Here is a 26,497-nt window from a genome sequence, read left to right as displayed (position 1 = left end):
TCGTATGTCTTTCGAATTGTTGGCCACCGACGGCAAGGCCCGTCGCGGTCGCCTGACCTTTCCCCGTGGTGTGGTCGAGACCCCGGCGTTCATGCCGGTGGGCACCTACGGTACGGTCAAGGGCATGCTGCCACGGGACATCGAAGCCACGGGCGCGCAGATCATTCTGGGCAACACCTTTCACCTGTGGCTGCGTCCGGGCACTGAGGTCATCAAGGGCCACGGCGATCTGCACGATTTCATGCAGTGGCAAGGTCCGATCCTGACCGACTCCGGCGGTTTTCAGGTGTTCAGCCTCGGTGCCATGCGCAAGATCAAGGAGGAGGGCGTGACCTTCGCCTCGCCGGTCGATGGCGCCAAGGTGTTCATGGGGCCGGAAGAGTCCATGCAGGTTCAGCGTGATCTGGGTTCGGACATCGTGATGATTTTCGACGAATGCACGCCGTACCCCGCCGATGAAGACGTGGCGCGCATCTCCATGGAGCTGTCGCTGCGCTGGGCCAAGCGTTCCAAGATCGCTCACGGCGAGAATACCGCTGCGCTGTTCGGCATCGTTCAGGGGGGCATGCATGAAAGCCTGCGCATGCGCTCGCTGGAAGGTCTTGACCAGATCGGTTTCGACGGCCTGGCCATCGGCGGTCTGTCGGTGGGCGAGCCCAAGCACGAAATGATCAAGGTGCTGGATTACCTGCCCGGCCAGATGCCGGCAGACAAACCCCGTTACCTGATGGGAGTAGGCAAGCCGGAAGATCTGGTCGAAGGTGTCCGCCGCGGAGTGGATATGTTCGACTGCGTGATGCCGACCCGCAATGCCCGCAATGGTCATTTGTTCATTGACACCGGTGTGCTGAAAATTCGTAACGCGTTTCACCGGCATGACAATTCGCCGCTGGATCCGACCTGCGACTGCTACACCTGCAAGAACTTCTCGCGCGCTTATCTGCATCACTTGGACAAGTGCAACGAAATGCTGGGGAGCATGCTCAATACGATCCACAATTTGCGGCACTACCAGCTGCTTATGGCTGGTTTGCGCGAGGCTATTCAACAGGGTACATTGGCCGCCTTTGTCGATGCCTTCTATGCCAAACGCGGAATTCCCACGCCGCCTCTGGGTTGAAACAGAACGAGTTTTTCCTGCTTTTCTATACTAATTATGTAACTTGGAGCGACACATGAGCTTTTTCATCTCTCCCGCTTTCGCGGATGCTGCTGCACCGGCTGCCGGTCCTGCGGGCAGCGGTTTCGAGTGGATTTTCCTGGTTGGCTTTCTGGTCATCTTCTATCTGATGATCTGGCGTCCACAGGCCAAGCGCGCCAAAGAGCAGAAGAACCTGCTGGGCAACCTGCAGAAAGGCGACGAAGTCGTGACCAGCGGCGGCATCGCCGGCAAGATCAACAAAGTGACCGACGATTTCGTCGTGATCGAAGTGTCTGACACCGTTGAGTTGAAAATCCAGAAGGGCGCAATCGCAGCCACTCTGCCAAAAGGCACCCTGAAAGCGATCTGAGTACCAACTTTTACCCATCGACGGGGCGCGCAAGGCGCCCCGCGTTTTAAGCGGGCGGCGTGATGCTGAACAAATACCCTCTGTGGAAATACGTACTGATCCTGGCGGTGCTGGTGGTCGGTTTTATTTATTCCGCACCCAATCTCTACCCTGACGATTCGGCCATTCAGATCAGTGGCGCAAGTACTGCGTTGCAGGTCACTCAGGCAGATGTGGATCGTGCAGCCAAGGCGCTGACTGATGCCGGTATCTCGGTCAAGGCTTCTTCTCTGGCTGAGAATGGCAAAGGCGGTTTGTTGCGTCTGAGCAAGCAGGAAGACCAGTTGCCGGCCAAGGATGTCGTGCGCAAGGCGCTGGGTGATGACTATGTCGTCGCGCTGAACCTGGCTCGCACCACGCCGAACTGGCTGCGCAATGTTGGCGCAACTCCGATGAAACTCGGTCTCGACCTGTCCGGTGGTGTGCACTTCCTGCTGGAAGTCGACATGGACAAGGCAATCGATGCCCGTCTGAAAGTCTATGAAGGCGAAGTCAAGGCGCTGCTGCGCAAGGAAAAGGTGCGTTATCGCAGTCTGCCGCAGCTGGGTAATGTGATTCAGCTGGGCTTTACCGACGACGCAGAGCGCGAGCAGGCTCGTGCGCTGGTACGCAAAACCTTTACCGATTTCGAAATCACGCCTGCCGAACTGAACGGGATTCCCGTACTGCGCATGGCGCTGACGCCGGCCAAGCTGGCCGAGATTCGTGAATACTCCATCAAGCAGAACCTGACCACCGTACGTAACCGGGTCAACGAGCTGGGTGTTGCCGAGCCGCTGGTTCAGCGTCAGGGCGCCAACCGTATCGTGGTCGAACTGCCGGGCGTGCAGGACACGGCTGAAGCCAAGCGTATTCTGGGCAAGACCGCCAACCTCGAATTCCGTCTGGGCGCAGGTCCCGAGGATTCGAAAGGCACCACCGAAATGTTCGAATTCCGCGAAGGCGGACGTCCGGCAGCAGCGGTGGAGCGTGGCCTGATCATCACCGGTGACCAGGTAACCGACGCCAAGGCGAGCTTCGACGAGCATGGTCGTCCACAGGTGAACATCAACCTTGATGGTCACGGTGGCGAGCTGATGAGTCGTGCAACCCGCAGCAATGTGGGTCGCAGCATGGCGGTGATCTTCATCGAGCAGCGTCCGACCACCACCTACACCAAACAGATGGTCAACGGCGTCGAGAAAGACGTGCCGGTCCAGACGTTCAAGGAAGACAAGAAGATCATCAGCCTGGCGACCATCCAGTCGCCACTGGGCAGCCAGTTCCGTATTACGGGCCTGAACGGTCAGGGCGAATCGTCCGAGCTGGCGCTGCTGTTGCGTGCCGGTGGTCTGGCCGCTCCGATGTACTTCGCTGAAGAGCGCACCATCGGTCCGAGCCTGGGTGCCGACAACATCACCAAGGGTGTCGACGCTTCCCTGTGGGGCATGCTGTTCGTGTCGCTGTTCATCATAGCCATCTACCGTTTCTTCGGCCTGATCGCTACCGTGGCGCTGGCCTTCAACATGGTCATGCTGCTGGCACTGATGTCGCTGCTGGGTGCAACGCTGACCCTGCCGGGTATCGCCGGTATCGTGTTGACCATGGGTATGGCGGTGGACGCCAACGTGCTGATCTTCTCGCGGATACGTGAAGAGATCGCCAACGGCATGACGGTTCAGCGCGCAATCAGCGAAGGTTTCGATCGTGCCTACACGGCGATCCTCGACGCCAACCTGACGACGCTGCTGGTCGGCGGCATTCTCTTCGCAATGGGCACAGGCCCGGTGAAAGGGTTTGCGGTGACCATGTCGCTCGGGATCTTTACCTCGATGTTCACAGCCATCATGGTGACCCGCGCAATGGTCAACCTGATCTATGGCGGTCGTGACTTCAAGAAGTTGTGGATTTAAGGGGCTGCCATGAAACGTACCATCAACTTCATGGGCGTTCGCAACGTTGCGTTCGCCATTACCATGCTCCTTACCGCACTGGCGTTGTTCAGCTGGTTCCATAAAGGGCTTAACTTTGGTCTGGACTTTACCGGCGGTACGCTCATCGAGCTGACCTACGAGCGTCCGGCCGACTTGGGCAAGGTCCGTCAGGAACTGGTCGAGGCCGGTTATCACGAGGCGGTCGTGCAGAGCTTCGGTGCAACCACCGACCTGCTGGTGCGCATGCCGGGTGAAGACCCTCAGTTGGGCACTCAGGTGGCGGAAGCGCTGCGCAAGTCGGGTGCTGACAACCCTGCGGTGGTCAAGCGCGTCGAGTTCGTCGGTCCTCAGGTCGGTGAAGAGCTGCGTGACCAAGGCGGTATCGGCATGCTGCTGGCGCTTGGCGGTGTACTGATCTATCTGGCGTTCCGCTTCCAGTGGAAGTTCGCGGTCGGTGCAATCATCTCGCTGATCCACGACGTGGTGGTGACGATGGGCATCCTGTCGTTCTTCCAGATCACCTTCGACCTGACGGTGCTGGCGGCGGTGCTGGCGATCATCGGTTACTCGCTGAACGACACCATTGTGGTATTTGACCGGGTTCGTGAGAACTTCCGTCTGCTGCGCAAGGCGTCGTTGATCGAGAACATCAACATCTCCACTACCCAGACGCTGCTGCGCACCATGGCGACGTCGATCTCCACGCTGCTCGCGATCGTCGCGCTGTGGGCGTTTGGTGGCGACAGCCTGGAAGGCTTCTCCATCGCGTTGTTCATCGGTGTACTGGCGGGTACCTACTCGTCGATCTACATCGCTAACGTGGTGCTGATCTGGCTGAACCTGACCACCGAGGACCTCATTCCTCCGGTCGTGGTCGAGAAGGCGGATGATCTGCCCTGATAGCCAGTTGTCATAAAAAAGGCGCGAGTGATGAACTCGCGCCTTTTTTTATGCTCCAAGGCTAGGCATTGCGCAGTCATGCTGCGTTTCGATTGGGTCAGGAGGTTCACGTGAACAAGTCTATGCTTGTTGGTGTTGTATTAGGTGCTGCTGTCGTAACTGCTGGCGGTGCCGTTGCCACCTATAGCCTGGTCAAGGGTGGTCCTGAGTATGCGGACGTATTGGCTGTCGAGCCGATCAACCAGCAGATCAAAACCCCTCGCGAAGTTTGCAAGGACGTAACCGTTACCCGTCAGGCGCCTGTCAAGGACCAGCACCAGATCGTGGGTAGCGTCATCGGTGCAGTTGCTGGCGGTTTGCTGGGTAACCAGATCGGTGGCGGTAACGGCAAGAAGATCGCGACCGTTGCAGGTGCGGTCGGTGGTGGTTATGCCGGCAACAAGGTTCAGGAAGGCATGCAGGAGCGTGACACTTACACCACTACGCAGAACCGTTGCACGACAGTCAACGACGTGAGCGACAAGGTGGTGGGTTACAACGTCAAGTACAAGTTGAATGAGAAAGTGGGTCAGGTCCGCATGGAACGTGATCCAGGCAATCAGATTCCTGTCGACAAGAATGGTCAGCTGATTCTGGGTCAGGCCCAGTAAGTCAGCCGAGTTTCTGCAAGGCATAAAAAAACCGGCTTTCGCCGGTTTTTTTATGCCTGTCGCTTAGCGCTTGAGCGAAGGCGGCAGGTGCGGTGCGATTGCAGTCAGCACAGCCTTGAAGCATTTGGTGTTGCCAGCAACGATGTGGCCTTTTTCCAGGAAGTCATGACCCCCTGTGAAGTCGCTGACCAGACCGCCTGCTTCCTGAATCAGCAGAGCGCCTGCGGCGATGTCCCATTCGGACAGGCCCGACTCCCAGAAGGCGTCGAAACGACCGGCTGCGACGTAGGCAAGGTCCAGGCTGGCGGCGCCTGCGCGGCGGATGCCTGCGGTCTGGCCAACCAGGCTGCGGAACATGCCCAGGTAGTTTTCGAGATTGTCCATCTGGTTGTCGCGGAATGGGAAGCCGGTACCCAGCAGCGCGCCTTCAAGGCTTTTGCGCTGGCTGACGCGCAGACGACGACCGTTCAGGGCGGCGCCACGGCCACGGCTGGCGGTGAATTCTTCCTGGCGGACGGGATCGAGGACAACGGCGTGTTCGAGGCGACCGCGGTATTTACAGGCGATGCTGACCGCGAAGTGCGGGATGCCGCGTACGAAGTTGGTCGTGCCGTCCAGTGGGTCGATGATCCACAGGTAGTCGGTACCTTCGCCGCTGCCTTCGTGCATGCCGCTTTCTTCACCCAGGATGCCGTGGGTCGGGTAGGCTTTGCGCAGAGCGGTGATGATGCTCTGTTCGGCGGCACGGTCGATCTCTGAGACGTAGTCTTTGGCTTCTTTTTCGTCGACCTTGATGGTATCCAAGCGCTCGATGGAGCGGAAAATCAATTCGCTGGCGCTGCGGGCGGCGCGCAGCGCGATATTCAGCATGGGCTGCATGGACAATTCACCTAAGGTTGTTAAAGAGAGCCGGCCATTCTATTGGGTGCGTCGAATTATTTCCAGCCTTGCGTTGTAACGGTTGTCGGGTTTCAACCCATTTTCCACTGCGCTCCTGTGTGCTCGGAGGGTGCCCGGCTTGAACGGGTTAATAGCGTTAGTCGGGGCGTTTCTGTAAGATTTGCCCCCCTAATTCGCGTCAGTGAGCGTTCGCTTTGTTGCAGAACATTCGTGTTGTCCTGGTCGGCACTACCCATCCCGGAAATATCGGCGGGGCTGCTCGCGCCATGAAAAACATGGGGCTTTCGCGCCTGGTGCTGGTCGATCCGCGGATCTTCCCCTCTCCTGACGCCGATGCCCGGGCCTCCGGAGCCACCGACATTCTGGAAGGTGCGCAGGTTGTCGCCACGCTGGAAGAGGCCTTGGCAGGTTGCCGTCTTGTGCTCGGTACCAGCGCCCGTGATCGCAGTCTGCCGTGGCCGATGCTGGACCCTCGTGCGTCGGGCGTGAAGGTTGTCGAGCAGGCCGGACAGGGTGCCGAGGTCGCGCTGGTCTTTGGTCGCGAGCATGCAGGCCTGACCAACGAAGAGCTGCAGCGTTGTCACTTCCATGTGCATATCCCTTCCGACCCCGGCTTCAGTTCGCTGAACCTGGCTGCTGCCGTACAGGTGCTCAGCTATGAAGTGCGCATGTCCTGGCTGGCGGCGTCCGAGCAGCCCGCCCATGACGAATCCTCCAGAATGGCGCATAACGCCGAGCTGGCGACCATGGACGAAATGGAGGGCTTTTATGGTCATCTGGAAACCACGCTGGTGGCCATCGGTTTCCTTGATCCCGAAAAGCCCCGGCACCTGATGGCGCGCCTGCGCAGGCTTTTTGGTCGCAGCGAAGTGGAGCATTCCGAGCTCAGCATTCTGCGCGGGATCCTTACCGAAACCCAGAAAGCTGCGCGCGGTGAACCCTACAAGCGGAAGGATCAGTGATGTTCGAACGTCTGCGAGAAGATATTCAAAGTGTGTTCCATCGTGACCCGGCCGCGCGCAACGCGTTCGATGTGTTGACCTGCTATCCAGGAATGCATGCGATCTGGCTGCACCGTTTCGCGCACATCCTGTGGGGCAAGGGCTGGAAATGGCCGGCGCGGGTGGTCTCCAATTTCGGTCGCTGGATGACCGGGATCGAAATTCATCCCGGGGCGCGCATCGGTCGCCGCTTCTTCATTGATCATGGCATGGGCATCGTGATTGGTGAGACCGCCGAGATCGGCAATGACGTGACGCTGTATCAGGGTGTAACCCTGGGCGGCACCAGCTGGAATGCCGGCAAGCGTCATCCGACGCTGGAAGACGGCGTCGTGGTGGGGGCGGGTGCCAAGGTGCTGGGTCCGTTCACTGTCGGTGCCGGAGCCAAGATCGGTTCCAATGCGGTTGTGACCAAGGCTGTGCCGGCAGGCGCGACGGCGGTGGGTATTCCGGGGCGCATCATCGTCAAGTCCGACGATGAAACCGAAGCCAAGCGCAAGGCGATGGCCGAGAAGCTGGGCTTCGATGCCTACGGCGTCAGTGCCGATATGCCGGACCCGGTCGCGCGGGCCATTGGCCAGTTGCTAGACCATCTGCAGGCTGTGGACGGTCGCCTCGAAGATATGTGCGGTGCCCTAAGTCGGCTGGGCAGTGACTACTGCGCCAAAGATTTGCCGGAGCTGCGCGACGAAGTCTTCGATTGCGTCAAGGACAAGCGCGAAGAGACGCTGAAAGACAAGATCGGCTAGGCAGGGCAGGGGGTTGGGGCGTGTCATTGCGCCGCACCTTTGCTATGATGCAGCCCGCACTTTTTGCTAAACCCGACTGTTTTACTCGGTCTAATAGTTGACTCATTTACTCGGGAATAGCATACTCACGCTCATTCCGATCCTCTGCGGTACACGCCATGCGACTGACTACAAAAGGCCGATACGCTGTAACAGCCATGCTTGACCTGGCCTTGCACGCGCAGAACGGGCCAGTGTCTCTGGCCGATATCTCCGAGCGACAGGGTATTTCCCTGTCTTATCTCGAGCAGCTGTTTGCCAAGCTGCGCCGTGGCAATCTGGTTTCCAGTGTCCGTGGTCCTGGTGGCGGTTATCAGCTTTCTCGCGACATGAAAGGTATTCAGGTCGCGCAGGTCGTCGATGCGGTCAATGAGTCGGTCGATGCCACACGCTGTCAGGGATTGGGTGATTGCCACGCCGGCGACACCTGTCTTACCCACCACTTGTGGTGTGACCTGAGCCAGCAGATTCACGAATTTCTAAGCGGTATCAGCTTGGCGGATCTTGTCACTCGCCGTGAGGTACAAGAAGTCGCTCAGCGCCAGGACATGCGCCGTAGCCATTGCAATACGTCGCAACTGGGTAAGATCGAAACGTCCGCCGTTGAATGAACGCAGATGAATGAGCGGTGCGCCTGCCTGATAGGAGAGCTTCAATGAAATTGCCGATTTACCTCGATTACTCCGCGACGACCCCGGTCGATCCGCGCGTCGCGCAGAAAATGATCGAATGCCTGACAGTCGAAGGAAACTTCGGCAACCCGGCTTCGCGCTCCCACGTCTTTGGCTGGAAAGCCGAAGAAGCGGTCGAGAATGCCCGCCGTCAGGTCGCCGACCTGGTCAACGCTGATCCGCGTGAAATCGTCTGGACTTCCGGTGCCACCGAGTCCAACAACCTTGCGATCAAGGGCGTTGCGCACTTCTACGCCAGCAAGGGCAAGCACATCATCACCTCCAAGGTCGAGCACAAGGCTGTCCTGGACACCACGCGCCAACTGGAGCGTGAAGGTTTTGAAGTGACGTACATCGAACCGGGTGAAGACGGTCTGATCACGCCTGCCATGATCGAAGCTGCACTGCGTGACGACACCATCGTGGTCTCGATCATGCACGTGAACAACGAGATCGGCACCATCAACGACATCGCCGCGATCGGTGAGCTGACCCGTTCGCGTGGCGTGTTGTTCCACGTTGACGGCGCTCAGTCGACCGGCAAGGTTGAAATCGATCTGGCCAGCCTCAAGGTTGACCTCATGTCGTTCTCTGCCCACAAGACCTACGGTCCCAAAGGTATCGGTGCGCTGTACGTGAGCCGCAAGCCGCGTGTTCGTCTTGAAGCAGCCATGCACGGTGGTGGTCACGAGCGCGGCATGCGTTCCGGCACGCTCGCCACCCACCAGATCGTCGGCATGGGTGAGGCATTCCGTATCGCCAAAGAAGAAATGGCCGCTGAAAACGTGCGCATCAAGGCGTTGAGCGATCGTTTCTACAAGCAGGTCGAGAATCTGGAAGAGCTCTACGTCAACGGCAGCCTGACCGCCCGCGTACCGCACAACCTGAACCTGAGCTTCAACTACGTTGAAGGCGAGTCGCTGATCATGGCGCTCAAGGATCTGGCGGTATCGTCCGGCTCGGCCTGTACGTCTGCATCGCTCGAGCCTTCGTATGTATTGCGCGCTCTGGGCCGCAACGACGAACTGGCACACAGCTCGATCCGTTTTACCTTCGGCCGCTTCACCACCGAAGAAGAGATCGATTATGCCGCGCAGAAAGTCTGCGAGGCCGTTACCAAGCTGCGGACACTTTCGCCGCTGTGGGACATGTTCAAAGACGGCGTCGATATCTCCAAGATCGAGTGGGCGGCGCACTAATTTAAAGTCGCCTCCAACACAGGTCGTGGTCAGCATCTGCTGCACGACCTGAAGAGCGGCTCCCTGATGTGAGAGGAATAGAATCATGGCTTACAGCGAAAAGGTCATCGACCACTACGAGAATCCGCGCAACGTCGGCAAGATGAACGCGGAAGACCCTGATGTTGGCACCGGCATGGTCGGCGCTCCGGCATGCGGCGACGTGATGCGTCTGCAGATCAAGGTCAACGAGCAGGGCGTTATCGAAGACGCCAAGTTCAAAACCTACGGCTGCGGTTCGGCAATCGCTTCCAGTTCTCTGGCAACCGAGTGGATGAAAGGCAAGACTCTGGACGAAGCAGAGACCATCAAGAACACTCAGCTGGCTGAAGAGCTGGCTCTGCCGCCGGTAAAGATTCACTGCTCGGTACTCGCCGAAGACGCCATCAAGGCGGCCGTTCGCGATTACAAGCAGAAGAAAGGTCTGCTGTAAGCAGTCCTTTTTCAGAAACGCGTAAGGAGTTCCGATGGCTATCAGCATGACAGAAGCTGCCGCTAACCACGTACGACGCTCCCTCGAGGGGCGTGGCAAGGGTGATGGCGTTCGTCTGGGTGTTCGCACCACAGGCTGTTCAGGTCTTGCCTATGTGCTCGAGTTCGTCGATGAGGCGGCCAGCGAAGATACCGTCTTCGAAATGCACGGCGTGAAGGTGATTATCGACCCGAAAAGCCTGGTCTATCTCGATGGCACCGAGCTCGACTTCGTTCGGGAAGGGTTGAACGAAGGCTTCAAGTTCAACAACCCCAACTCGCGCGGTGAGTGCGGCTGCGGCGAAAGCTTCAACGTCTGAGGCTTTTATTGTGGGTACTCCCTGTCACTTCGCCCTGTTCGAGCTCAAGCCTGATTTCCAGCTTGACCTTGATCAGTTGGCGACGCGTTATCGCGAATTGGCGCGTGGCGTCCATCCAGACCGTTTTGCCGACGCTTCCGAGCGAGAGCAGCGCACGGCGCTGGAGCGTTCCGCCAGCCTCAACGAAGCCTATCAGACACTCAAGAGCCCGCCGAAAAGGGCACGCTACCTGTTGGCCATGAACGGCAACGAGGTGCCGCTCGAGGTCACCGTGCACGATCCGGACTTTCTTCTGCAGCAGATGCAGTGGCGCGAAGAACTCGAGGATCTGCAGGATGAAGCTGATCTCGCCGGGGTCGCGACGTTCAAACGTCGGCTCAAGGTGGCTCAGGATGAACTGAATCAGAGCTTTGCTGCCTGTTGGAGTGATGCTGCACAGCGCGAGCACGCCGAAAGGCTGATGCGGCGTATGCAGTTTCTCGACAAGCTTTCTCACGAAGTGCGCCAGTTAGAAGAGCGCCTCGACGATTAACCCCGTGCTGCCCTGGCCGCACGCCCAGTGATTATTCTGAAACGCATGGCCTTACTGCAGATAGCCGAACCCGGCCTCAGTCCTCAACCGCATCAGCGCCGTCTGGCTGTGGGGATCGACTTGGGCACCACCAACTCTCTGGTTGCTGCAGTGCGCAGCGGCCTGTCCGAGCCACTGGCCGACGCAGAAGGTCAGGTTATCCTGCCCTCTGCCGTTCGCTATCACGCTGATCGGGTCGAAGTGGGGCAGTCGGCGAAAGTCGCCGCTTCCCAGGATCCGTTCAACACCGTGCTGTCGGTGAAGCGTCTTATGGGGCGTGGACTGACCGACGTCAAGCAACTGGGTGAGCAACTGCCTTACCGCTTCGTCGATGGTGAGTCGCATATGCCGTTCATTGAGACTGTCCAGGGGCCGAAAAGCCCGGTGGAAGTCTCTGCCGACATTCTCAAGGTGCTGCGTCAGCGTGCTGAAGAGGCGCTGGGTGGTGAATTGGTCGGTGCGGTCATCACGGTTCCTGCCTATTTCGATGACGCTCAACGTCAGGCCACCAAGGATGCTGCCAGGCTGGCAGGTCTTAACGTGCTGCGCCTGCTCAACGAGCCGACTGCCGCTGCGGTCGCTTATGGTCTGGACCAGAAAGCCGAGGGCGTGGTCGCCATTTATGACCTGGGTGGCGGCACGTTCGATATCTCGATTCTGCGGCTGACGGGCGGCGTGTTCGAAGTGCTGGCGACTGGCGGCGACACTGCGCTGGGCGGCGATGATTTCGATCATGCGATTGCCAGTTGGATTGTTGCCGAAGCCGGCCTTTGCGCCGATCTCGCGCCTTCTGCCCAGCGCAGCCTGCTGCAGGCGGCGTGCGCGGCCAAGGAAGCGCTGACCGATGCCGCCGCCGTCGACGTGACCTACGGTGATTGGAAGGCAGTGCTGACTCGCGAAGCGCTGAACGCCATGATCGAGCCAATGGTTGCCCGCAGCCTGAAGGCGTGCCGCCGCGCCGTGCGCGACACCGGCATCGAGCTTGAAGAGGTCGAAGCGGTCGTCATGGTCGGTGGGTCGACTCGCGTGCCGCGTGTTCGGGAAGCGGTTGCCGAGCTGTTCGGTCGCCAGCCGTTGACGGAAATCGATCCGGATCAGGTGGTGGCCATCGGGGCTGCGATCCAGGCCGACACTCTGGCCGGCAACAAGCGTGACGGCGGAGAATTGCTGCTGCTCGATGTGATTCCGCTCTCGCTGGGGCTGGAAACCATGGGTGGGCTGATGGAGAAGGTCATTCCGCGCAACACCACGATTCCCGTGGCGCGCGGTCAGGACTTCACCACGTATAAAGATGGCCAGACGGCCATGATGATTCATGTGCTGCAAGGCGAGCGCGAGCTGATCAGCGATTGCCGCTCTCTGGCGCGCTTCGAGTTGCGTGGCATTCCGCCGATGGTGGCGGGTGCGGCCAAGATCCGTGTCACCTTTCAGGTGGACGCTGACGGCCTGCTGAGTGTTTCGGCGCGTGAACTGGGCTCGGGTATCGAGGCGAGCATTCAGGTCAAGCCTTCCTATGGTCTGACCGATGGCGAAATCACCCGCATGCTCAAGGATTCCTTTGCCTACGCCGGTGACGACAAGGTTGCCCGCGTATTGCGTGAGCATCAGGTCGATGCCGAGCGTCTGCTCGAAGCGGTGCAGGGCGCGCTGGATGCCGATGGCGAGCGTCTTCTCGATGAAGAAGAACGTCTGGTCATCAACCTGCAGATGGATGAACTGCGCGAATTGATGAACGGCACCGATGGACACGCGATCGAGCAGCAGACCAAGCGTCTGTCGCAAGTAACCGATGCATTTGCTGCCCGCCGCCTGGATTCCACGGTGAAAGCCGCCCTGGCTGGACGCAACCTGAATGAGATTGAGGAATAACTGATGCCGCAGGTGATTTTTCTGCCCCACGCCGAGCACTGCCCGGACGGGCTGGTTGTAGAAGTTGAACCCGGTATATCCATCCTCGAGCTTGCTCACGAGCATCACATCGAGATCGAAAGCGCCTGTGGCGGCGTGTGCGCCTGCACGACCTGTCACTGCGTCATTCGTCAGGGATTCAATTCGCTGAATGAAGCCGACGAGCTGGAAGAAGACATGCTCGACAAAGCCTGGGGCCTTGAGGCGCAATCGCGTCTATCCTGTCAGGCAATTGTCGGCACCGAGGACCTGACCGTCGAAATACCCAAATATTCGCTCAATCACGCTGCCGAAGCGCCGCATTGATTCAAGGAACGCTCATGAGTCTCAAATGGGTCGATGTGCAGGAAATTGCTATTCAGTTGTCCGAGGAATACCCGGATACCGATCCGTTTTCATTGAATTTCGTCAAATTGCGCGATCTGGTCATGGCGCTTCCCGACTTCGAGGATGAGCGAGATCGTGGCGGGGAGAAAGTCCTCGAAGCGATCCAGACCCTCTGGAAAGAAGAGGCGGATTGACGTTCAGTTACTTACGCAGTTAGGCAATACACCAGAACCCGCGTATAATTCGCGGGTTTAATTTTTCGCTTCAATCACTGTTTCTGGAGTTTCACCATGGCTGTTCAACGTACTTTCTCCATCATCAAGCCTGACGCCGTTGCAAAGAACGTAATCGGCGAGATCACCACTCGTTTCGAAAAAGCCGGTCTTCGCGTTGTTGCTTCCAAGCTGAAGCAACTGTCCAAGGCCGAAGCTGAAGGTTTCTACGCTGAGCACAGCGCTCGTGGTTTCTTCGGCGACCTGGTTGCTTTCATGATCTCCGGTCCGGTTGTCGTTCAGGTTCTGGAAGGCGAAAACGCTATCGCTCTGAACCGCGAGCTGATGGGCGCTACCAACCCTAAAGAAGCTGCTGCCGGCACCATCCGTGCCGACTTCGCTGATTCCATCGATGCCAACGCTGTTCACGGTTCCGATTCCGAAGCAGCCGCTGCTCGTGAAATCTCGTACTTCTTCGCAGCTACCGAGGTAACCGCTCGCTAAGTCTTGCGACTAACGAGTGAAGGGTGAATTCATGATTGCATCGACTGGTAAAACCAACCTGTTGGGTCTGACTCAGCTGGAAATGGAGAAATTCTTCGACTCTATCGGGGAGAAGCGCTTCCGTGCCGGTCAGGTCATGAAGTGGATTCACCACTTTGGTGTCGATGATTTCGACGCCATGACGAACGTCAGCAAGGCCTTGCGCGAAAAGCTCAAGGCCTGTGCCGAAGTTCGTGGTCCTGAAGTCGTCAGCGAGGACATTTCGAGCGATGGCACCCGTAAATGGGTGGTGCGCGTCGAGTCCGGCAGCTGCGTCGAAACCGTCTATATTCCGCAAGGCAAGCGCGGCACTCTGTGTGTGTCTTCCCAGGCGGGCTGTGCCCTGGATTGCAGTTTCTGCTCCACCGGCAAGCAAGGCTTCAACAGCAACCTCACCGCCGCCGAAGTCATCGGTCAGGTGTGGATTGCCAACAAATCCTTTGGCAGTGTCCCGGCGACCGTCGACCGTGCCATCACCAACGTGGTGATGATGGGCATGGGTGAGCCACTGCTGAACTTCGACAATGTCATAGCCGCCATGCATCTGATGATGGATGACCTGGGGTATGGCATTTCCAAGCGCCGGGTGACCCTGTCCACCTCAGGCGTGGTACCGATGATCGATGAGCTGTCCAAGCATATCGATGTATCGCTGGCCCTTTCGCTGCACGCGCCCAATGATGCGCTGCGCAACCAACTGGTGCCGATCAACAAGAAATACCCGCTGAAGATGCTGCTCGAATCCTGCCGTCGTTACATGTCGAACCTGGGCGAAAAGCGTGTGCTCACCATCGAGTACACCATGCTCAAGGACATCAATGACAAGGTCGAGCACGCTGTTGAAATGATCGAGTTGCTCAAGGACACGCCTTGCAAGATCAATCTGATTCCTTTCAACCCGTTCCCGCACTCCGGTTACGAGCGTCCGAGCAATAACGCAATCCGTCGTTTCCAGGACCTGTTGCATCAGGCTGGCTATAACGTCACTGTGCGTACCACGCGTGGTGAAGATATCGATGCTGCCTGTGGCCAGTTGGTCGGCCAGGTGATGGACCGCACGCGTCGTAGCGAACGCTACATCGCAGTGCGTGAGTTGAGTGTCGAGGCCGAATCAGTGCCAGGCACGGCAACCCGAACCTGACTGCCAAACCGAACGCGAAACTGACCAAGAGGGACTTCATGTCTGTGCGCGCCCCGTTGCTGCTGTGTGTTGTCATGTTGCTCGCGGGCTGCGTATCAACCGGCAATGTCAATCCGCTCTCCACCTCCCAGGGACGTGAAGAGGCGCGCAAGGCATACGTTCAGCTCGGAATCGGCTATCTGCAGCAAGGCCAGACCGAGCGCGCCAAGGTACCTCTGAAGAAAGCACTTGAACTGGATGGTTTGGATGCCGGAGCCAACGCGGCACTGGCGCTGGTCTTCCAGGCCGAAATGGAACCGGAACTTGCCGACCAGTACTTTCGCAAGGCGCTGTCGGCGAGCCGCAACGACACACGCATCGTCAACAACTATGGCAGTTTCCTCTACGAGCAGAAGCGCTACAAGGAAGCCTATGAGCGTTTCGAGCAGGCTGCCGCCGATAACCTCTACCCTGAGCGTTCGCGGGTTTTCGAAAGCCTGGGCATGACCTCGATCAAGCTGGGCAATCGCGAGCAGGCCCGCGAGCAGTTCACCAAGGCATTGCGGCTGGACAGCCAGCAACCGCGAGCGTTGCTGGAAATGGCTGAGTTGTCTTACGAAGACGGGCATTATGTGCCGGCGCGTGACTATTACGACCGTTTTAGCCAGCTGAGCGAGCAAAATGCACGTAGTCTATTGCTCGGTACGCGATTGGCTAAAGTGTATGAAGACCGCAACAAGGCGGCCAGTTTTGGTCTGCAATTAAAAAGACTCTATCCCGGTACGCCGGAATATCAGCAATACCTGTCGGAGCAATGATGAAAGCGGCGCATCCCGAAGTTGTAGCAACCACCCGCGTGAATCCTGGAGAGACTCTGCGCCAGGTTCGCGAGAGCAAAAACTGGTCGCTGCCTGATGTGGCTTTGAGGCTTAACCTCACCGTGACCTCACTGAGTCATCTGGAGAACGGGAACTTTGAAAAGCTGCCCGGGCACACCTTCGCCCGGGGCTATGTGCGTGCCTATGCGAAACTGCTGGAGCTGGATCAGGCCGCGCTGGTCGAGCAGTTCGATCAGTTCACCGGCACTGACGGCAAGGGCAGCCCGGTGCACGCACTGGGTCGCATCGAGGAGCCCGTGCGTCTGTCGCACAATATTCTGCGCATCGTCAGCCTGTTGCTGCTGATAGTGCTGATCGGTGGGGGTTTTCTCTGGTGGCAGGACCAGGCCTCGATGCGTGGCAAGGATCTTTCAGGGCTCAACCTTGAACACGTAGAAGTCGAAAGCGCCGATGGCACTACCCAGATTCACCCGCTGGACGAGCCCGAGGACCAGGCGGTCGTCGAGAACCAGTCAACCGGCGAAACTTCACTGCCGTTGAACACCGGTACGCCGTCCACGCAAACCCAGAGCGCTGCGCCTGAAGTCTCGGCTCCTGCCGTTACAGCACCTGCGCACACGCAAGCACCTGCTACTGCTACGCCACCGGCCGCTTCGGCCCAGGCTTCCGCAGTTGCGCCATCCGTTCCGTCCATGCCGACCGCTCCAGCCGCCGAGCAGATTGCTCCAGTCGTAGCCGGTGCCGGGCAGGTCAACGTGCAATTCACGGCCGATTGCTGGACTCAGGTAACAGATGGCAACGGGAAGGTGCTGGTCAGCGGACTCAAGCGCAAGGGCGAAAGCCTTGACGTCAACGGCAAGCCGCCGCTGACCCTGCGCCTGGGGTTCGCCCGCGGTGCGCAAGTCAGCTATAACGGTCAGCCTGTAGACGTGGCACCTTTTACCAGCGGCGAGACTGCTCGCCTGAAACTAGGTCAATAAGTCATGCACGGCGAATCCCCGATCAAGCGTCGCGAATCCCGAAAAATATGGGTTGGTTCTGTTCCTGTCGGCGGCGATGCCCCGATTGCAGTGCAGAGCATGACCAACAGTGACACCAATGATGTGGCGGCCACGGTCGCGCAGATCAACCGACTGGAAGCGGCCGGCGTCGACATCGTGCGGGTCTCCGTACCCGACATGGATGCCGCTGAAGCGTTCGGCCGCATCAAGCAGCTGGTGAAGGTGCCGCTGGTGGCCGACATCCATTTCGACTACAGGATTGCGTTGCGGGTAGCTGAACTGGGCGTCGATTGCCTGCGCATCAATCCGGGCAACATCGGTCGTGAAGACCGGGTACGTGCCGTGGTCGATGCCGCCCGTGATCGTGGCATCCCGATCCGCATCGGCGTCAACGCCGGCTCCCTGGAAAAAGACCTGCAGAAGAAGTACGGCGAGCCCACACCCGCCGCGCTGGTAGAATCCGCGTTGCGTCACGTGGAGCATCTGGACCGGTTGAATTTCCCGGACTTCAAGGTCAGCGTGAAGGCCTCCGACGTGTTCATGGCCGTCGAAGCCTACCGCCTGCTGGCCAGGCAGATCACCCAGCCGTTGCACCTGGGCATTACCGAAGCCGGTGGATTGCGTTCAGGTACAGTGAAATCGGCCGTCGGCCTAGGTATGCTGCTCGCCGAAGGAATTGGCGATACTATCCGCATCTCACTGGCCGCTGATCCGGTCGAAGAAGTGAAGGTCGGGTACGACATTCTCAAATCGTTGCGCCTTCGTTCACGTGGTATCAATTTCATCGCCTGCCCGAGTTGCTCGCGGCAGAACTTCGATGTGGTCAAGACCATGAACGAGCTTGAAGGTCGTCTCGAAGATCTGCTGGTGCCGCTGGATGTGGCGGTCATCGGTTGTGTGGTCAACGGTCCTGGTGAAGCCAAGGAGGCGCATATCGGCCTCACGGGCGGTACGCCGAACCTGATCTACATCGATGGCAAGCCTGCGCAGAAGCTGACCAATGACAATCTCGTGGATGAGCTGGAACGCTTGATTCGTGAGAAAGCGGCTGAAAAGGCCGAAGCCGACGCATCGGTCATCGTGCGCGGCTAACCCGTATTGCTAAGGATTTTTTGTGAGTAAGTCTCTGCAAGCCATTCGTGGCATGAACGACATCCTGCCCGAGCAGACGCCGCTGTGGCGTCACTTCGAAGGCACCGTCTCGCGTCTGCTCGATAACTACGGTTACCGGCAGATTCGCATGCCTATCGTCGAATTCACCGACCTGTTCAAGCGCTCCATCGGCGAAGTCACCGACATCGTCGAAAAAGAGATGTACACCTTTGCCGACCGCAACGGTGACTCGCTGACCCTGCGCCCTGAAGGCACGGCGGCCTGCGTGCGCGCAGTGCTCGAGCATGGCATTACGGGTGGCGGGCAGGTTCAGAAACTGTGGTACATCGGGCCGATGTTCCGTCACGAGCGTCCGCAGAAAGGCCGTTATCGCCAGTTTCACCAGATCGGTGTGGAAGTCTTCAATCTTGACGGTCCGGACATCGATGCCGAACTGATCGTCATGACCTGGCGCCTGTGGGGCATGCTGGGTATTCGCAATGCGGTCAAGCTTGAACTCAACAGTCTGGGTACGAGCGAGGCCCGTGCACGTTATCGCGAGGCGTTGGTGGAGTTTCTGTCGGCGCGTCTCGACCAACTGGACGAAGACAGCCAGCGCCGCCTGAAGACCAACCCGTTGCGCGTGCTCGACACCAAGCATCCCGAAACTCAGGCGGTGCTGGTGGATGCACCGAAGCTGGCTGATTATCTCGATGAAGAATCCCGCGTTCACTTCGAAGGCCTGAAGGCCCGTCTGGACGCTGCCGGCATTCCTTATGTGATCAATCCCAAACTGGTGCGCGGGCTGGATTATTACAGCAAGACCGTTTTCGAGTGGGTCACCGATCAACTGGGTGCTCAGGGTACTGTCTGCGCGGGCGGTCGTTACGACGGTCTGGTCGAGCAGATGGGCGGCAAGCCGACAGCGGGTGTCGGCTTTGCGATGGGCATCGAACGCCTGGTTCTGCTGCTGGAAACCCTGGAGCAGATCCCGGAAGAGATTTCCCGCCAGGTCGACGTGTACCTCTGCGCATTCGGCGAAGCTGCCGAACTGGCGGGGCTGACGCTTGCCGAACAGGTCCGCGACCGTCTGCCGAACTTGCGTCTGCAGATCAATGCCGGTGCAGGAAGCTTCAAGAGCCAGTTCAAGAAAGCCGACAAGAGCGGCGCGCTGTATGCTCTGATCCTCGGCGACGAAGAGCTTGCCCAGAAGATCATTGGCGTCAAACCCCTGCGTGGTCAGGGTGAACAACAAAATATTGCCTGGGATGCTCTGTCAGAGCACCTGGCCTCCTGCGTCGTGCAGGGTTGAAGCTGATTAACAGCCGTTTTAGCGAATAGGAGTATTGGGGTGTCGAGTTCTGAAGATGATGAGCTGGCGGGAGTCAAGGACTGGTGGCAGCGCAACGGCAAACCCCTGGTTGCAGGTGGCCTGCTCGCGCTGATCGTGGTCCTGGGCTGGCAGTTCTGGCATAGATATCAGGCTAATCAGTCGCAAGGCGCCTCGATGCTCTACCAGCAGTTGCTCGAAACCGCACTGACGCCAAGTGGTCAGGCAGACACCACGCGTGTCGCCGAGATCTCCGGCAAGCTGAAAAGCGAATACGGCGGTACGACTTATGCGCAGTACGGCAGTCTTTTCGTCGCCAAGGTGGCGGTGGATACCGGTAAACTCGACGACGCAGCAGCAGAGCTGAAAGCGGTTGCCGACAAGCCTGCCAACGACACGCTGGGCGAAATTGCCCGTCAGCGTCTGGCGCGCGTACTGGCAGCACAGAACAAGGCTGATGATGCGCTGAAACTGCTGGAAGGCGATGCTGAAAAGTCGTTCCTGGCCAGCCGTGAAGAACTCAAGGGTGACCTGCTGGTTCAACTGGGTCGTACCGACGAGGCACACGCTGCATACCAAAAGGCCAAATCCGCTCTGTCTGAAGAGGCAGCGGTCGGTGGTCTGCAAATGAAGCTCGACGATCTGGCGAAAGGGGATGCGTGACGTGATTCGTTGGAAACATGCAGCATTGCTGGCTCTGGCCATTCTGGCCGCGGGTTGCAGCAGCAACAGCAAGAAAGAACTGCCGCCAGCCGAGCTGACCGACTTCAAAGAAGAAGTGGTCCTGCAGAAGCAGTGGAGCCGCTCCATCGGAGACGGTCAGGGCAAGACTTACAATATGCTGGTTCCGGCCATTGACGGCGATCGCATTTTTGCGGCCGACGTCACGGGCGAAATCGTGTCGCTGGACCGCCTCACCGGCGACGTGATCTGGAAGAAGGATCTCGAGCTGCCGGTCTCCGGTGCGGTGGGTGTGGGTTACGGCCTGGTGATGATCGGCACCCTCAAAGGTGAAGTGGTCGCCATGGACGCCACCACCGGCGAAGAAAAATGGCGCGCTCGTGTGAGCAGCGAAGTGCTGGCCCCGCCTGCCACCAACGGCAGCGTTGTCGTGGTTCAGACCCAGGATGACCGCGTGGTCGGCTTCGATGCCTCCACCGGTTCCCAGCTCTGGATCTACGAAAGCACGCCTGCGGTGCTGACCCTGCGCGGTACAGGCGCTCCGTTGGCAACCAACCGTCTTGCGGTGGCTGGTCTGTCCACGGGTAAAGTGGTCGCGCTGGACATCACCAACGGCGTACCGATCTGGGAGCAGCGTGTAGCGGTTCCGCAAGGTCGTTCGGAACTGGATCGTGTGGTCGATATCGACGGTGGTCTGCTGCTGTCTGGCGGTACACTGTACGTCGCGACCTACCAGGGTCGTGTTGCCGGTCTGGAACTGGAAAGCGGTCGGGTGCTCTGGCAGCGTGACGCGTCGAGCTACTCGGGCGTTGCCCAGGGCTTCGGCAGTGTTTACGCGACCCTGGCCTCCGGCACCGTCGAAGGTATCGACGAGCGTTCTTCCTCCGCACTGTGGAGCAACGAGTCTCTGGCCCGCCGTCAACTGGGCGCGCCGGAAGTGTATTCCAGCTATATCGCGGTCGGCGACATGGAAGGCTATCTCCACCTGTTGAGCCAGGTAGACGGCCGTTTCGTGGGTCGTCAGCGGATCGACAGCGACGGCCTGCGTGCTCGTCCGCTGGTGGTTGGTGACATGATTTACGTGTATGGCAACAGCGGCAAACTGGAAGCCCTGACCATCAAGTAATGATTGATGAAGCCGGGGGCCTGAGGCCTCTGGCGACCTTGCTCAGGCAAGGCTGCGGTGCCCCTGGGTGCCGCCCCGAACTCCGGCCGCTGCCCTGCAGCGGCTTTTGTATTTTCTGAAATAACGAAGTGGAGAGCCTAATGGTTCCCGTAATCGCCCTGGTGGGTCGACCGAACGTCGGCAAGTCCACCATGTTCAACCGCCTGACCAGGACCCGCGACGCTATTGTCGGCGATCTGTCCGGTCTTACCCGTGATCGCCAATACGGAGAGGCGAAGTGGCAGGGGCGCTCCTACATTCTGATCGACACCGGCGGTATCTCCGGTGACGAGCATGGCATGGACGAAAAGATGGCCGAGCAGTCTCTGCTGGCTATTGAAGAAGCCGATGTGGTGCTGTTTCTGGTAGACGCCCGTGCAGGCTATACCGCTGCCGATCAGATGATTGGCGAGCACCTGCGCAAACGTAACAAGCGTTCCTACGTGGTCGCCAACAAGATCGACAACATCGACGAAAACCTGGCCCGTGCCGAGTTCAGTCCGATGGGACTGGGCGACGCCATTCCGGTGGCCGGTGCCCACGGTCGCGGCATCTCTCAGATGCTGGAAATCGCCTTGCGCGAATTCCCGCGTGACGAGGACGACCAGGAAGACGCAGAAGTCGAAGAAGTCGCCGAAGGTCAGGAAGCCAAGCGCATTCCAGGCCCCAGCGAGAAAGACGGCATCAAGATCGCGATCATCGGCCGCCCCAACGTCGGCAAGTCGACGCTGGTCAACCGCATGCTTGGTGAAGACCGGGTTATCGTCTACGACGAGCCAGGCACCACCCGTGACAGCATCTACATTCCCTTCGAGCGTAACGAAGAGAAGTACACGCTGATTGACACCGCCGGTGTACGCAAACGCGGCAAGATCCACGAGGAAGTCGAGAAGTTCTCGGTGGTCAAGACGCTGCAGGCCATCAAGGACGCCAACGTGGTGATCTTCGTGATGGACGCCCGCGAGGGTGTCGTCGATCACGACCTCAACCTGCTGGGCTTTGCGCTGGAAGCCGGTCGCGCACTGGTCATCGCACTGAACAAGTGGGACGGCATGACACCGGGCGAGCGTGATTACGTGAAGGTCGAGCTGGAGCGTCGTCTGTTCTTCGTCGACTTCGCGGACATTCACTTCATTTCGGCCTTGCACGGCACCGGCGTGGGCAACCTGTATCAGTCGGTACAGAACTCGTTCAAGTCTGCAGTGACCCGTTGGCCGACCAGCCGCCTCACCCAGATTCTCGAAGACGCCGTCAGCGAGCACGCGCCGCCCATGGTCGGCAGCCGCCGCATCAAGCTGCGCTACGCTCACTTGGGGGGGGCCAACCCGCCGTTGATCGTCATTCACGGCAATCAGGTCGAGAAGGTGCCCAAGTCCTACGTACGCTACCTGGAAAATACCTATCGCCGTGTGCTCAAACTGGTCGGTACGCCGATCCGTATCGAGTTCAAGGGCGGTGAGAACCCGTACGAAGGCAACAAGAACACGCTGACTGACCGTCAGGTCAACAAGAAGCGTCGGATGATGTCGCACCACAAGAAAGCCGACAAGAAGCGCCGCGACAAGCGCTGAATCGTCTGTAGGAAATGTACGAAAAAGGCACCTCTGGTGCCTTTTTTTATGCGCGCTCCATGGGCTATCCTGCCTGACCCGTGCCGCCTTGGTGCCGGGGGATTGCAGGGAAAGGGCTCCATGATCGACAGCAAGCTGCCTAATGTGGGCACCACCATCTTCACCGTCATGTCACAGTTGGCTGCCGAAACCGGCGCCATCAACCTGTCTCAGGGCTTTCCCGATTTTGATGGCCCGCAGGCGCTGCGCGATGCGGTGTGCCGTCATGTCATGCAGGGCCACAATCAGTATTCACCGATGACCGGTCTGCCCGCGCTTCGTCAACAGGTCGCGGCCAAGATCGCCCGCAGCTATGGGCGCACGGTCAGCCCTGACACTGAAATCACCATCACGCCTGGCGCGACTCAAGGTATTTTCTGCGCGATCCAGACGGTCATCCGCCCCGGCGACGAAGTGATTATTTTCGATCCGTGCTACGACAGCTACGAGCCTGCGGTCGAGCTGGCGGGCGGGCACTGCGTTCATGTGCAACTGGGGCAGGATGATTTTTCCATCGACTGGCAGAAGCTCACCGACGCGCTCAGCCCGCGCACGCGCATGATCGTCATCAACAGCCCGCACAACCCGAGCGGTGCGTTGATCAGTCGTGCCGAGCTGGATCGGCTGGCGACGCTGATTGCGGAGCGTGATATCTATCTGCTCAGCGACGAGGTGTACGAGCATCTGGTCTTTGACGGCCAGCGACACGTTAGCGTGCTGGACCATGAGGCGCTGTATCAGCGAGCGTTTGTCGTGAGCTCGTTCGGCAAGACCTATCACGTCACCGGCTGGAAAACCGGTTATGTGGTCGCACCGCCTGCGTTGACTGCCGAAATGCGTAAGGTTCATCAGTACGTAAGCTTTTGCGGCGTGACCCCGCTGCAATTCGCGTTGGCCGACTTCATGGCTGCGCACCCTGAGCATGTCGACGAGCTGCCGGCGTTTTATCAGGTCAAGCGCGACTATTTCTGCGATCAACTCAAAGCTTCACGCTTCGCCTTCAAGCCGGTCGGCGGTACCTATTTTCAATTGGTGGACTACTCGCAGATCCGCCCTGACCTCAATGACGTCGACATGGCGCTGTGGATGACTCGCGAACATGGTGTTGCGAGCATCCCTATCTCTGTGTTTTATCAGAGTCCGCCGCAAGGCCAGCGACTGATCCGCCTGTGCTTCGCCAAGCAAGAGGAGACGCTGCGTCTGGCAGCGGAAAAACTATGCGCGATCTGAGCCAGTTGCCGAACCTGAACCTTGCCTTGATCCAGACCACTCTGGCCTGGCATGACCGTGATGCCAATCTCCAGCACTTCGAATCGCTGCTGAGTCAGACGCAGGGTGCTGATCTGGTGATCCTGCCGGAGATGTTCACCACCGGCTTCTCGATGGAGTCCGAAGCGCTTGCGGAGGCCGAGGGCGGACCGACATCGGAGTGGCTGTTGCAGCAAGCCAGGCGCATCAATGCAGTGATCACCGGCAGTGTGATCATTCGTGCCGCCGATGGCAGTCATCGTAACCGTCTGTTGTGGGCGCGCCCCGACGGCGAATTGCTGCATTACGACAAGCGCCATCTGTTCCGCATGGCCGGGGAGCATGAGCATTACACGCCCGGGGAGCGTCAGGTGAGGTTCGAACTCAAGGGCTGGCGCATTCGTCCGCTGATTTGCTACGACCTTCGTTTCCCCGTGTGGAGCCGCGACGCTCAGGACACCGATTTGCTGCTGTACACCGCCAACTGGCCGGGCGCCAGACGTTTGCACTGGAACCGGCTGTTGCCTGCCAGGGCGATCGAAAACCTGTGCTATGTGGCGGCAGTGAATCGGGTTGGAACCGACGGCAAGGGCTTCGCATACACAGGCGACAGTCAGGTCCTGGATTTCCAGGGTGAAAACCTGCTTAGCGCTGGCGAGGCCGACGGGGTATTCCATGCGGCTCTCAGCGCTACTGATCTTCAGGCCTATCGCACGCGTTTCCCGGCAGAATTGGACGCTGACTCATTTATCATCAATTAAATGCTTCAGAATGTTACGAGTCTGCCGATAGCGTGTCGCAGACAATCAGGAGAGCGCCATGGTTACCATCAATACGTCCACGTTGACCGCTTACTCGAACTCGCTGTCTTTAACAGTGAAGAATCAGGAGGCGCAGAAGGCTACAGGTACTGCTACTGCTACCACGGACGATGATAAGAAGACCACGGAAGTGAATCCGGAAAGTGCCAAAGCAACCGGTGCATCCGACGGCGGCAGCGTCGGTGGATCAAGCAAAAGTGCGCTCGATGAAACCAAAGAAAAGATAAAAGAGCAGATCAAGCTGGCTCAGAAGCAACTGGCTCAACAGCAGGCTCAACTGGCTTCTGTTGAGGCCAGCCAAGGCACGCCTGAAGAGAAGGCCATGAAGGCGATGGCTATCCAGGCGCAGATCATGGCGACCAGCTCCAACCTGCAGACTCTTCAGGGTGCGTTGTTGCAGCTTGAGACTGAGGGTGGCGTGAAAACCACTGCCTGAAACGAGTTTCGCGGACGACTCCACGAAGCTCATATAACAAAGCCTCCCTTTCTCTACGAGAGGGAGGCTTTTTCAGTTCAGCGCTACAGTACTTATTCGTTCACATTCATAAACTTCTTCGCCCACTCGACGTAGTCCTCAGGCTGGGTGTAGGTGTGGGTCAGTTCGGTCGCGCTCATGTTTGAAGTGCTGCCCAGAATCTGGCGCTGCTCGCGCAGGCAGTCATAAGTCGCTTTTATTGCCGCAAAGTACGCAGCGTGCCCATGTACGCAGACACGCACGCCCATTTCCGCCAGGCGGTCATTGTCGTGCAGCTCAGGGTTGCCATAGGTGACCAGCATCAGCGGCACGGTCAGGCCTTCGGAAATCTGCGCCAGGTGATCAAAATCACGGATGCCGACGATGGTGATGCCATCGGCGCCTGCGCTCTGGTACTGCTGCACGCGGCTGATGGCTTCCTGAACCGGAATGATCGCCGCATTGGTGCGGGCGAAGATCGACATTTCAGGATCGACCCGTGCTTCCAGGGCAGCGCGAATCTTGCCCACACCTTCTGCTGTGGAAATAAGGTCCGTCGATTTGCGGCCAAACTGCGCGGGCAGAAGGGTGTCTTCGATGGTCAGGGCCGAGATACCGGCGCGTTCCAGCTCAGTGACAGTGCGCATGACGTTAAGGGCGTTGCCGTAACCATGGTCTGCGTCTGCAATGACGGGAAGCTGTGCGACACGGCCGATGCGCGTGGCCTGCTCGACGAACTCGCTGAGTGTGATCAGGGCGAAATCAGGCGCTGCCAGTACTTGCAGCGAAGCGACCGAGCCGCCAAGGATGCCGACTTCAAAGCCCAGGTCAGCGGCGATGCGCGCAGACATCGGGTCGAATACCGAAGCGGTGTGAAAGCAGGATTTTGACGAGGTCAGCTCACGAAAGCTGCGGCGCAGGTCTTGATGGGAAGCCTTGGGCATAATCGCTCCAAATGTGATTGGATCAGCTCGGCGTTGACGACGCCAAAGCTGTTTTCAATGCACGGAAGGTCTGCCCGTGCATTTTTTTCGTCGGGGAAACAATGCAATAGTCGTCTTGTTTTTTATAGGAAGATGGAGCGGGCAGGTCAATTGGGACGGGCATCTTCAGCCTATGAATGGCTGTTCGATTCAGGCCGGTCCAAGCCAAGGGCAGCATGCTACCACAGCG

29 protein-coding genes are annotated in these 26,497 nt (G+C 58.7%); 27 read left to right on the top strand and 2 right to left on the bottom strand.

Translation table 11 applies throughout. The features are described from left to right. Window positions 1–4: 4 nt before the first annotated feature. From tgt to KDX39_RS06375, 5 genes are all read left to right on the top strand, one after another. Window positions 5–1,120, top strand: coding sequence for a tRNA guanosine(34) transglycosylase Tgt (gene tgt / locus KDX39_RS06395; protein WP_004878719.1), 1,116 nt, complete (start codon window positions 5–7; stop codon window positions 1,118–1,120). Between the two features lie 55 nt (window positions 1,121–1,175). Continuing rightward, window positions 1,176–1,511 carry a preprotein translocase subunit YajC gene (gene yajC / locus KDX39_RS06390; RefSeq protein WP_002552468.1) on the top strand — a complete coding sequence of 112 codons (336 nt, stop codon included), beginning with the start codon at window positions 1,176–1,178 and terminating at the stop codon, window positions 1,509–1,511. 62 nt (window positions 1,512–1,573) lie between these two features. Then, the gene (gene secD / locus KDX39_RS06385; protein WP_231659747.1) at window positions 1,574–3,442 is read left to right on the top strand and encodes a protein translocase subunit SecD; all 1,869 of its coding nucleotides are present in this window, start codon (window positions 1,574–1,576) and stop codon (window positions 3,440–3,442) included. A 9-nt stretch (window positions 3,443–3,451) separates the two neighbouring features. Beyond that, window positions 3,452–4,363 carry a protein translocase subunit SecF gene (gene secF, locus KDX39_RS06380; RefSeq protein ID WP_099229613.1) on the top strand — a complete coding sequence of 304 codons (912 nt, stop codon included), beginning with the start codon at window positions 3,452–3,454 and terminating at the stop codon, window positions 4,361–4,363. Between the two features lie 110 nt (window positions 4,364–4,473). After that, window positions 4,474–5,013, top strand: a complete 540-nt coding sequence (locus KDX39_RS06375) for a glycine zipper 2TM domain-containing protein (RefSeq protein ID WP_004878725.1) — start codon at window positions 4,474–4,476, stop codon at window positions 5,011–5,013. A 63-nt stretch (window positions 5,014–5,076) separates the two neighbouring features. Here the strand turns inward: KDX39_RS06375 and suhB are convergent, their stop codons facing one another. Beyond that, window positions 5,077–5,892: a type III secretion system regulator SuhB gene (gene suhB / locus KDX39_RS06370; RefSeq protein ID WP_004878727.1), complete on the bottom strand. Its 816-nt coding sequence runs from the start codon at window positions 5,890–5,892 to the stop codon at window positions 5,077–5,079. A 215-nt stretch (window positions 5,893–6,107) separates the two neighbouring features. On the opposite strand from suhB, the gene trmJ reads away from it, so the two are divergent. From trmJ to KDX39_RS06260, 22 genes are all read left to right on the top strand, one after another. Next, the gene (trmJ, locus tag KDX39_RS06365; RefSeq protein ID WP_231659746.1) at window positions 6,108–6,875 is read left to right on the top strand and encodes a tRNA (cytosine(32)/uridine(32)-2'-O)-methyltransferase TrmJ; all 768 of its coding nucleotides are present in this window, start codon (window positions 6,108–6,110) and stop codon (window positions 6,873–6,875) included. Then, the gene (gene cysE / locus KDX39_RS06360; protein WP_231659745.1) at window positions 6,875–7,663 is read left to right on the top strand and encodes a serine O-acetyltransferase; all 789 of its coding nucleotides are present in this window, start codon (window positions 6,875–6,877) and stop codon (window positions 7,661–7,663) included. The genes trmJ and cysE overlap by 1 nt, the downstream gene beginning before the upstream one ends. Before the next feature lie 158 nt (window positions 7,664–7,821). Next, the gene (iscR, locus tag KDX39_RS06355; protein WP_004878734.1) at window positions 7,822–8,313 is read left to right on the top strand and encodes a Fe-S cluster assembly transcriptional regulator IscR; all 492 of its coding nucleotides are present in this window, start codon (window positions 7,822–7,824) and stop codon (window positions 8,311–8,313) included. A gap of 44 nt (window positions 8,314–8,357) precedes the next feature. Next, window positions 8,358–9,572, top strand: a complete 1,215-nt coding sequence (locus KDX39_RS06350) for an IscS subfamily cysteine desulfurase (RefSeq protein WP_099229616.1) — start codon at window positions 8,358–8,360, stop codon at window positions 9,570–9,572. Window positions 9,573–9,657: 85 nt separating this feature from the next. Next, window positions 9,658–10,044, top strand: coding sequence for a Fe-S cluster assembly scaffold IscU (iscU, locus tag KDX39_RS06345; protein ID WP_002552476.1), 387 nt, complete (start codon window positions 9,658–9,660; stop codon window positions 10,042–10,044). Window positions 10,045–10,078: 34 nt separating this feature from the next. Further along, on the top strand, window positions 10,079–10,402 hold the full coding sequence (gene iscA / locus KDX39_RS06340; protein ID WP_003365093.1) for an iron-sulfur cluster assembly protein IscA: 324 nt from the start codon (window positions 10,079–10,081) through the stop codon (window positions 10,400–10,402). Between the two features lie 10 nt (window positions 10,403–10,412). Continuing rightward, complete coding sequence (hscB, locus tag KDX39_RS06335) at window positions 10,413–10,934, top strand: co-chaperone HscB (RefSeq protein ID WP_231659744.1); 522 nt, start codon at window positions 10,413–10,415, stop codon at window positions 10,932–10,934. Between the two features lie 45 nt (window positions 10,935–10,979). Then, a complete protein-coding gene (gene hscA / locus KDX39_RS06330) occupies window positions 10,980–12,842 on the top strand; it encodes a Fe-S protein assembly chaperone HscA (RefSeq protein WP_231659743.1) in 1,863 nt (620 codons plus the stop codon). A 3-nt stretch (window positions 12,843–12,845) separates the two neighbouring features. Next, a complete protein-coding gene (gene fdx, locus KDX39_RS06325) occupies window positions 12,846–13,187 on the top strand; it encodes an ISC system 2Fe-2S type ferredoxin (protein WP_099229617.1) in 342 nt (113 codons plus the stop codon). Window positions 13,188–13,201: 14 nt separating this feature from the next. Further along, a complete protein-coding gene (gene iscX / locus KDX39_RS06320; RefSeq protein ID WP_231659742.1) occupies window positions 13,202–13,402 on the top strand; it encodes a Fe-S cluster assembly protein IscX in 201 nt (66 codons plus the stop codon). Between the two features lie 96 nt (window positions 13,403–13,498). Further along, the gene (gene ndk, locus KDX39_RS06315) at window positions 13,499–13,924 is read left to right on the top strand and encodes a nucleoside-diphosphate kinase (protein WP_002552482.1); all 426 of its coding nucleotides are present in this window, start codon (window positions 13,499–13,501) and stop codon (window positions 13,922–13,924) included. A gap of 31 nt (window positions 13,925–13,955) precedes the next feature. After that, entirely contained in the window at window positions 13,956–15,104 is a 1,149-nt protein-coding gene (gene rlmN, locus KDX39_RS06310) for a 23S rRNA (adenine(2503)-C(2))-methyltransferase RlmN (protein WP_231659741.1), read from the top strand. A 38-nt stretch (window positions 15,105–15,142) separates the two neighbouring features. Then, window positions 15,143–15,901, top strand: a complete 759-nt coding sequence (gene pilW, locus KDX39_RS06305) for a type IV pilus biogenesis/stability protein PilW (RefSeq protein WP_231659740.1) — start codon at window positions 15,143–15,145, stop codon at window positions 15,899–15,901. Beyond that, window positions 15,901–16,902: a RodZ domain-containing protein gene (locus tag KDX39_RS06300; RefSeq protein WP_231659739.1), complete on the top strand. Its 1,002-nt coding sequence runs from the start codon at window positions 15,901–15,903 to the stop codon at window positions 16,900–16,902. Before pilW ends, KDX39_RS06300 begins: the two co-directional genes overlap by 1 nt. Before the next feature lie 3 nt (window positions 16,903–16,905). Beyond that, entirely contained in the window at window positions 16,906–18,015 is a 1,110-nt protein-coding gene (gene ispG, locus KDX39_RS06295) for a flavodoxin-dependent (E)-4-hydroxy-3-methylbut-2-enyl-diphosphate synthase (RefSeq protein ID WP_099229621.1), read from the top strand. Between the two features lie 22 nt (window positions 18,016–18,037). Then, window positions 18,038–19,327 (top strand): histidine--tRNA ligase, encoded by a 1,290-nt coding sequence (gene hisS, locus KDX39_RS06290; protein ID WP_210072908.1) that lies wholly within the window; start codon window positions 18,038–18,040, stop codon window positions 19,325–19,327. A 39-nt stretch (window positions 19,328–19,366) separates the two neighbouring features. Further along, window positions 19,367–20,008 carry a tetratricopeptide repeat protein gene (locus KDX39_RS06285; protein WP_231659738.1) on the top strand — a complete coding sequence of 214 codons (642 nt, stop codon included), beginning with the start codon at window positions 19,367–19,369 and terminating at the stop codon, window positions 20,006–20,008. Next, window positions 20,001–21,152 (top strand): outer membrane protein assembly factor BamB, encoded by a 1,152-nt coding sequence (gene bamB, locus KDX39_RS06280; RefSeq protein ID WP_099229624.1) that lies wholly within the window; start codon window positions 20,001–20,003, stop codon window positions 21,150–21,152. Before KDX39_RS06285 ends, bamB begins: the two co-directional genes overlap by 8 nt. Window positions 21,153–21,292: 140 nt before the next feature. Further along, window positions 21,293–22,762 (top strand): ribosome biogenesis GTPase Der, encoded by a 1,470-nt coding sequence (der, locus tag KDX39_RS06275; protein WP_004878760.1) that lies wholly within the window; start codon window positions 21,293–21,295, stop codon window positions 22,760–22,762. 120 nt (window positions 22,763–22,882) lie between these two features. Then, a complete protein-coding gene (locus KDX39_RS06270) occupies window positions 22,883–24,031 on the top strand; it encodes a pyridoxal phosphate-dependent aminotransferase (RefSeq protein ID WP_231659737.1) in 1,149 nt (382 codons plus the stop codon). Then, a complete protein-coding gene (locus KDX39_RS06265) occupies window positions 24,019–24,810 on the top strand; it encodes an amidohydrolase (RefSeq protein WP_231659736.1) in 792 nt (263 codons plus the stop codon). Before KDX39_RS06270 ends, KDX39_RS06265 begins: the two co-directional genes overlap by 13 nt. Before the next feature lie 58 nt (window positions 24,811–24,868). After that, window positions 24,869–25,306 carry a hypothetical protein gene (locus KDX39_RS06260; RefSeq protein WP_231659735.1) on the top strand — a complete coding sequence of 146 codons (438 nt, stop codon included), beginning with the start codon at window positions 24,869–24,871 and terminating at the stop codon, window positions 25,304–25,306. A gap of 92 nt (window positions 25,307–25,398) precedes the next feature. On the opposite strand, the gene KDX39_RS06255 is transcribed toward KDX39_RS06260, so the two are convergent. After that, entirely contained in the window at window positions 25,399–26,268 is an 870-nt protein-coding gene (locus KDX39_RS06255) for an isocitrate lyase/PEP mutase family protein (RefSeq protein WP_083182860.1), read from the bottom strand. Window positions 26,269–26,497: the final 229 nt, after the last annotated feature.

The organism is Pseudomonas sp. CDFA 610, from assembly GCF_021147865.1.
Classification (GTDB): Bacteria; Pseudomonadota; Gammaproteobacteria; order Pseudomonadales; family Pseudomonadaceae; genus Aquipseudomonas; species Aquipseudomonas alliivorans.
The sequence above is the reverse complement of the archived record's forward strand: the minus strand, read 5'-3'. Positions and strand labels throughout refer to the sequence as shown.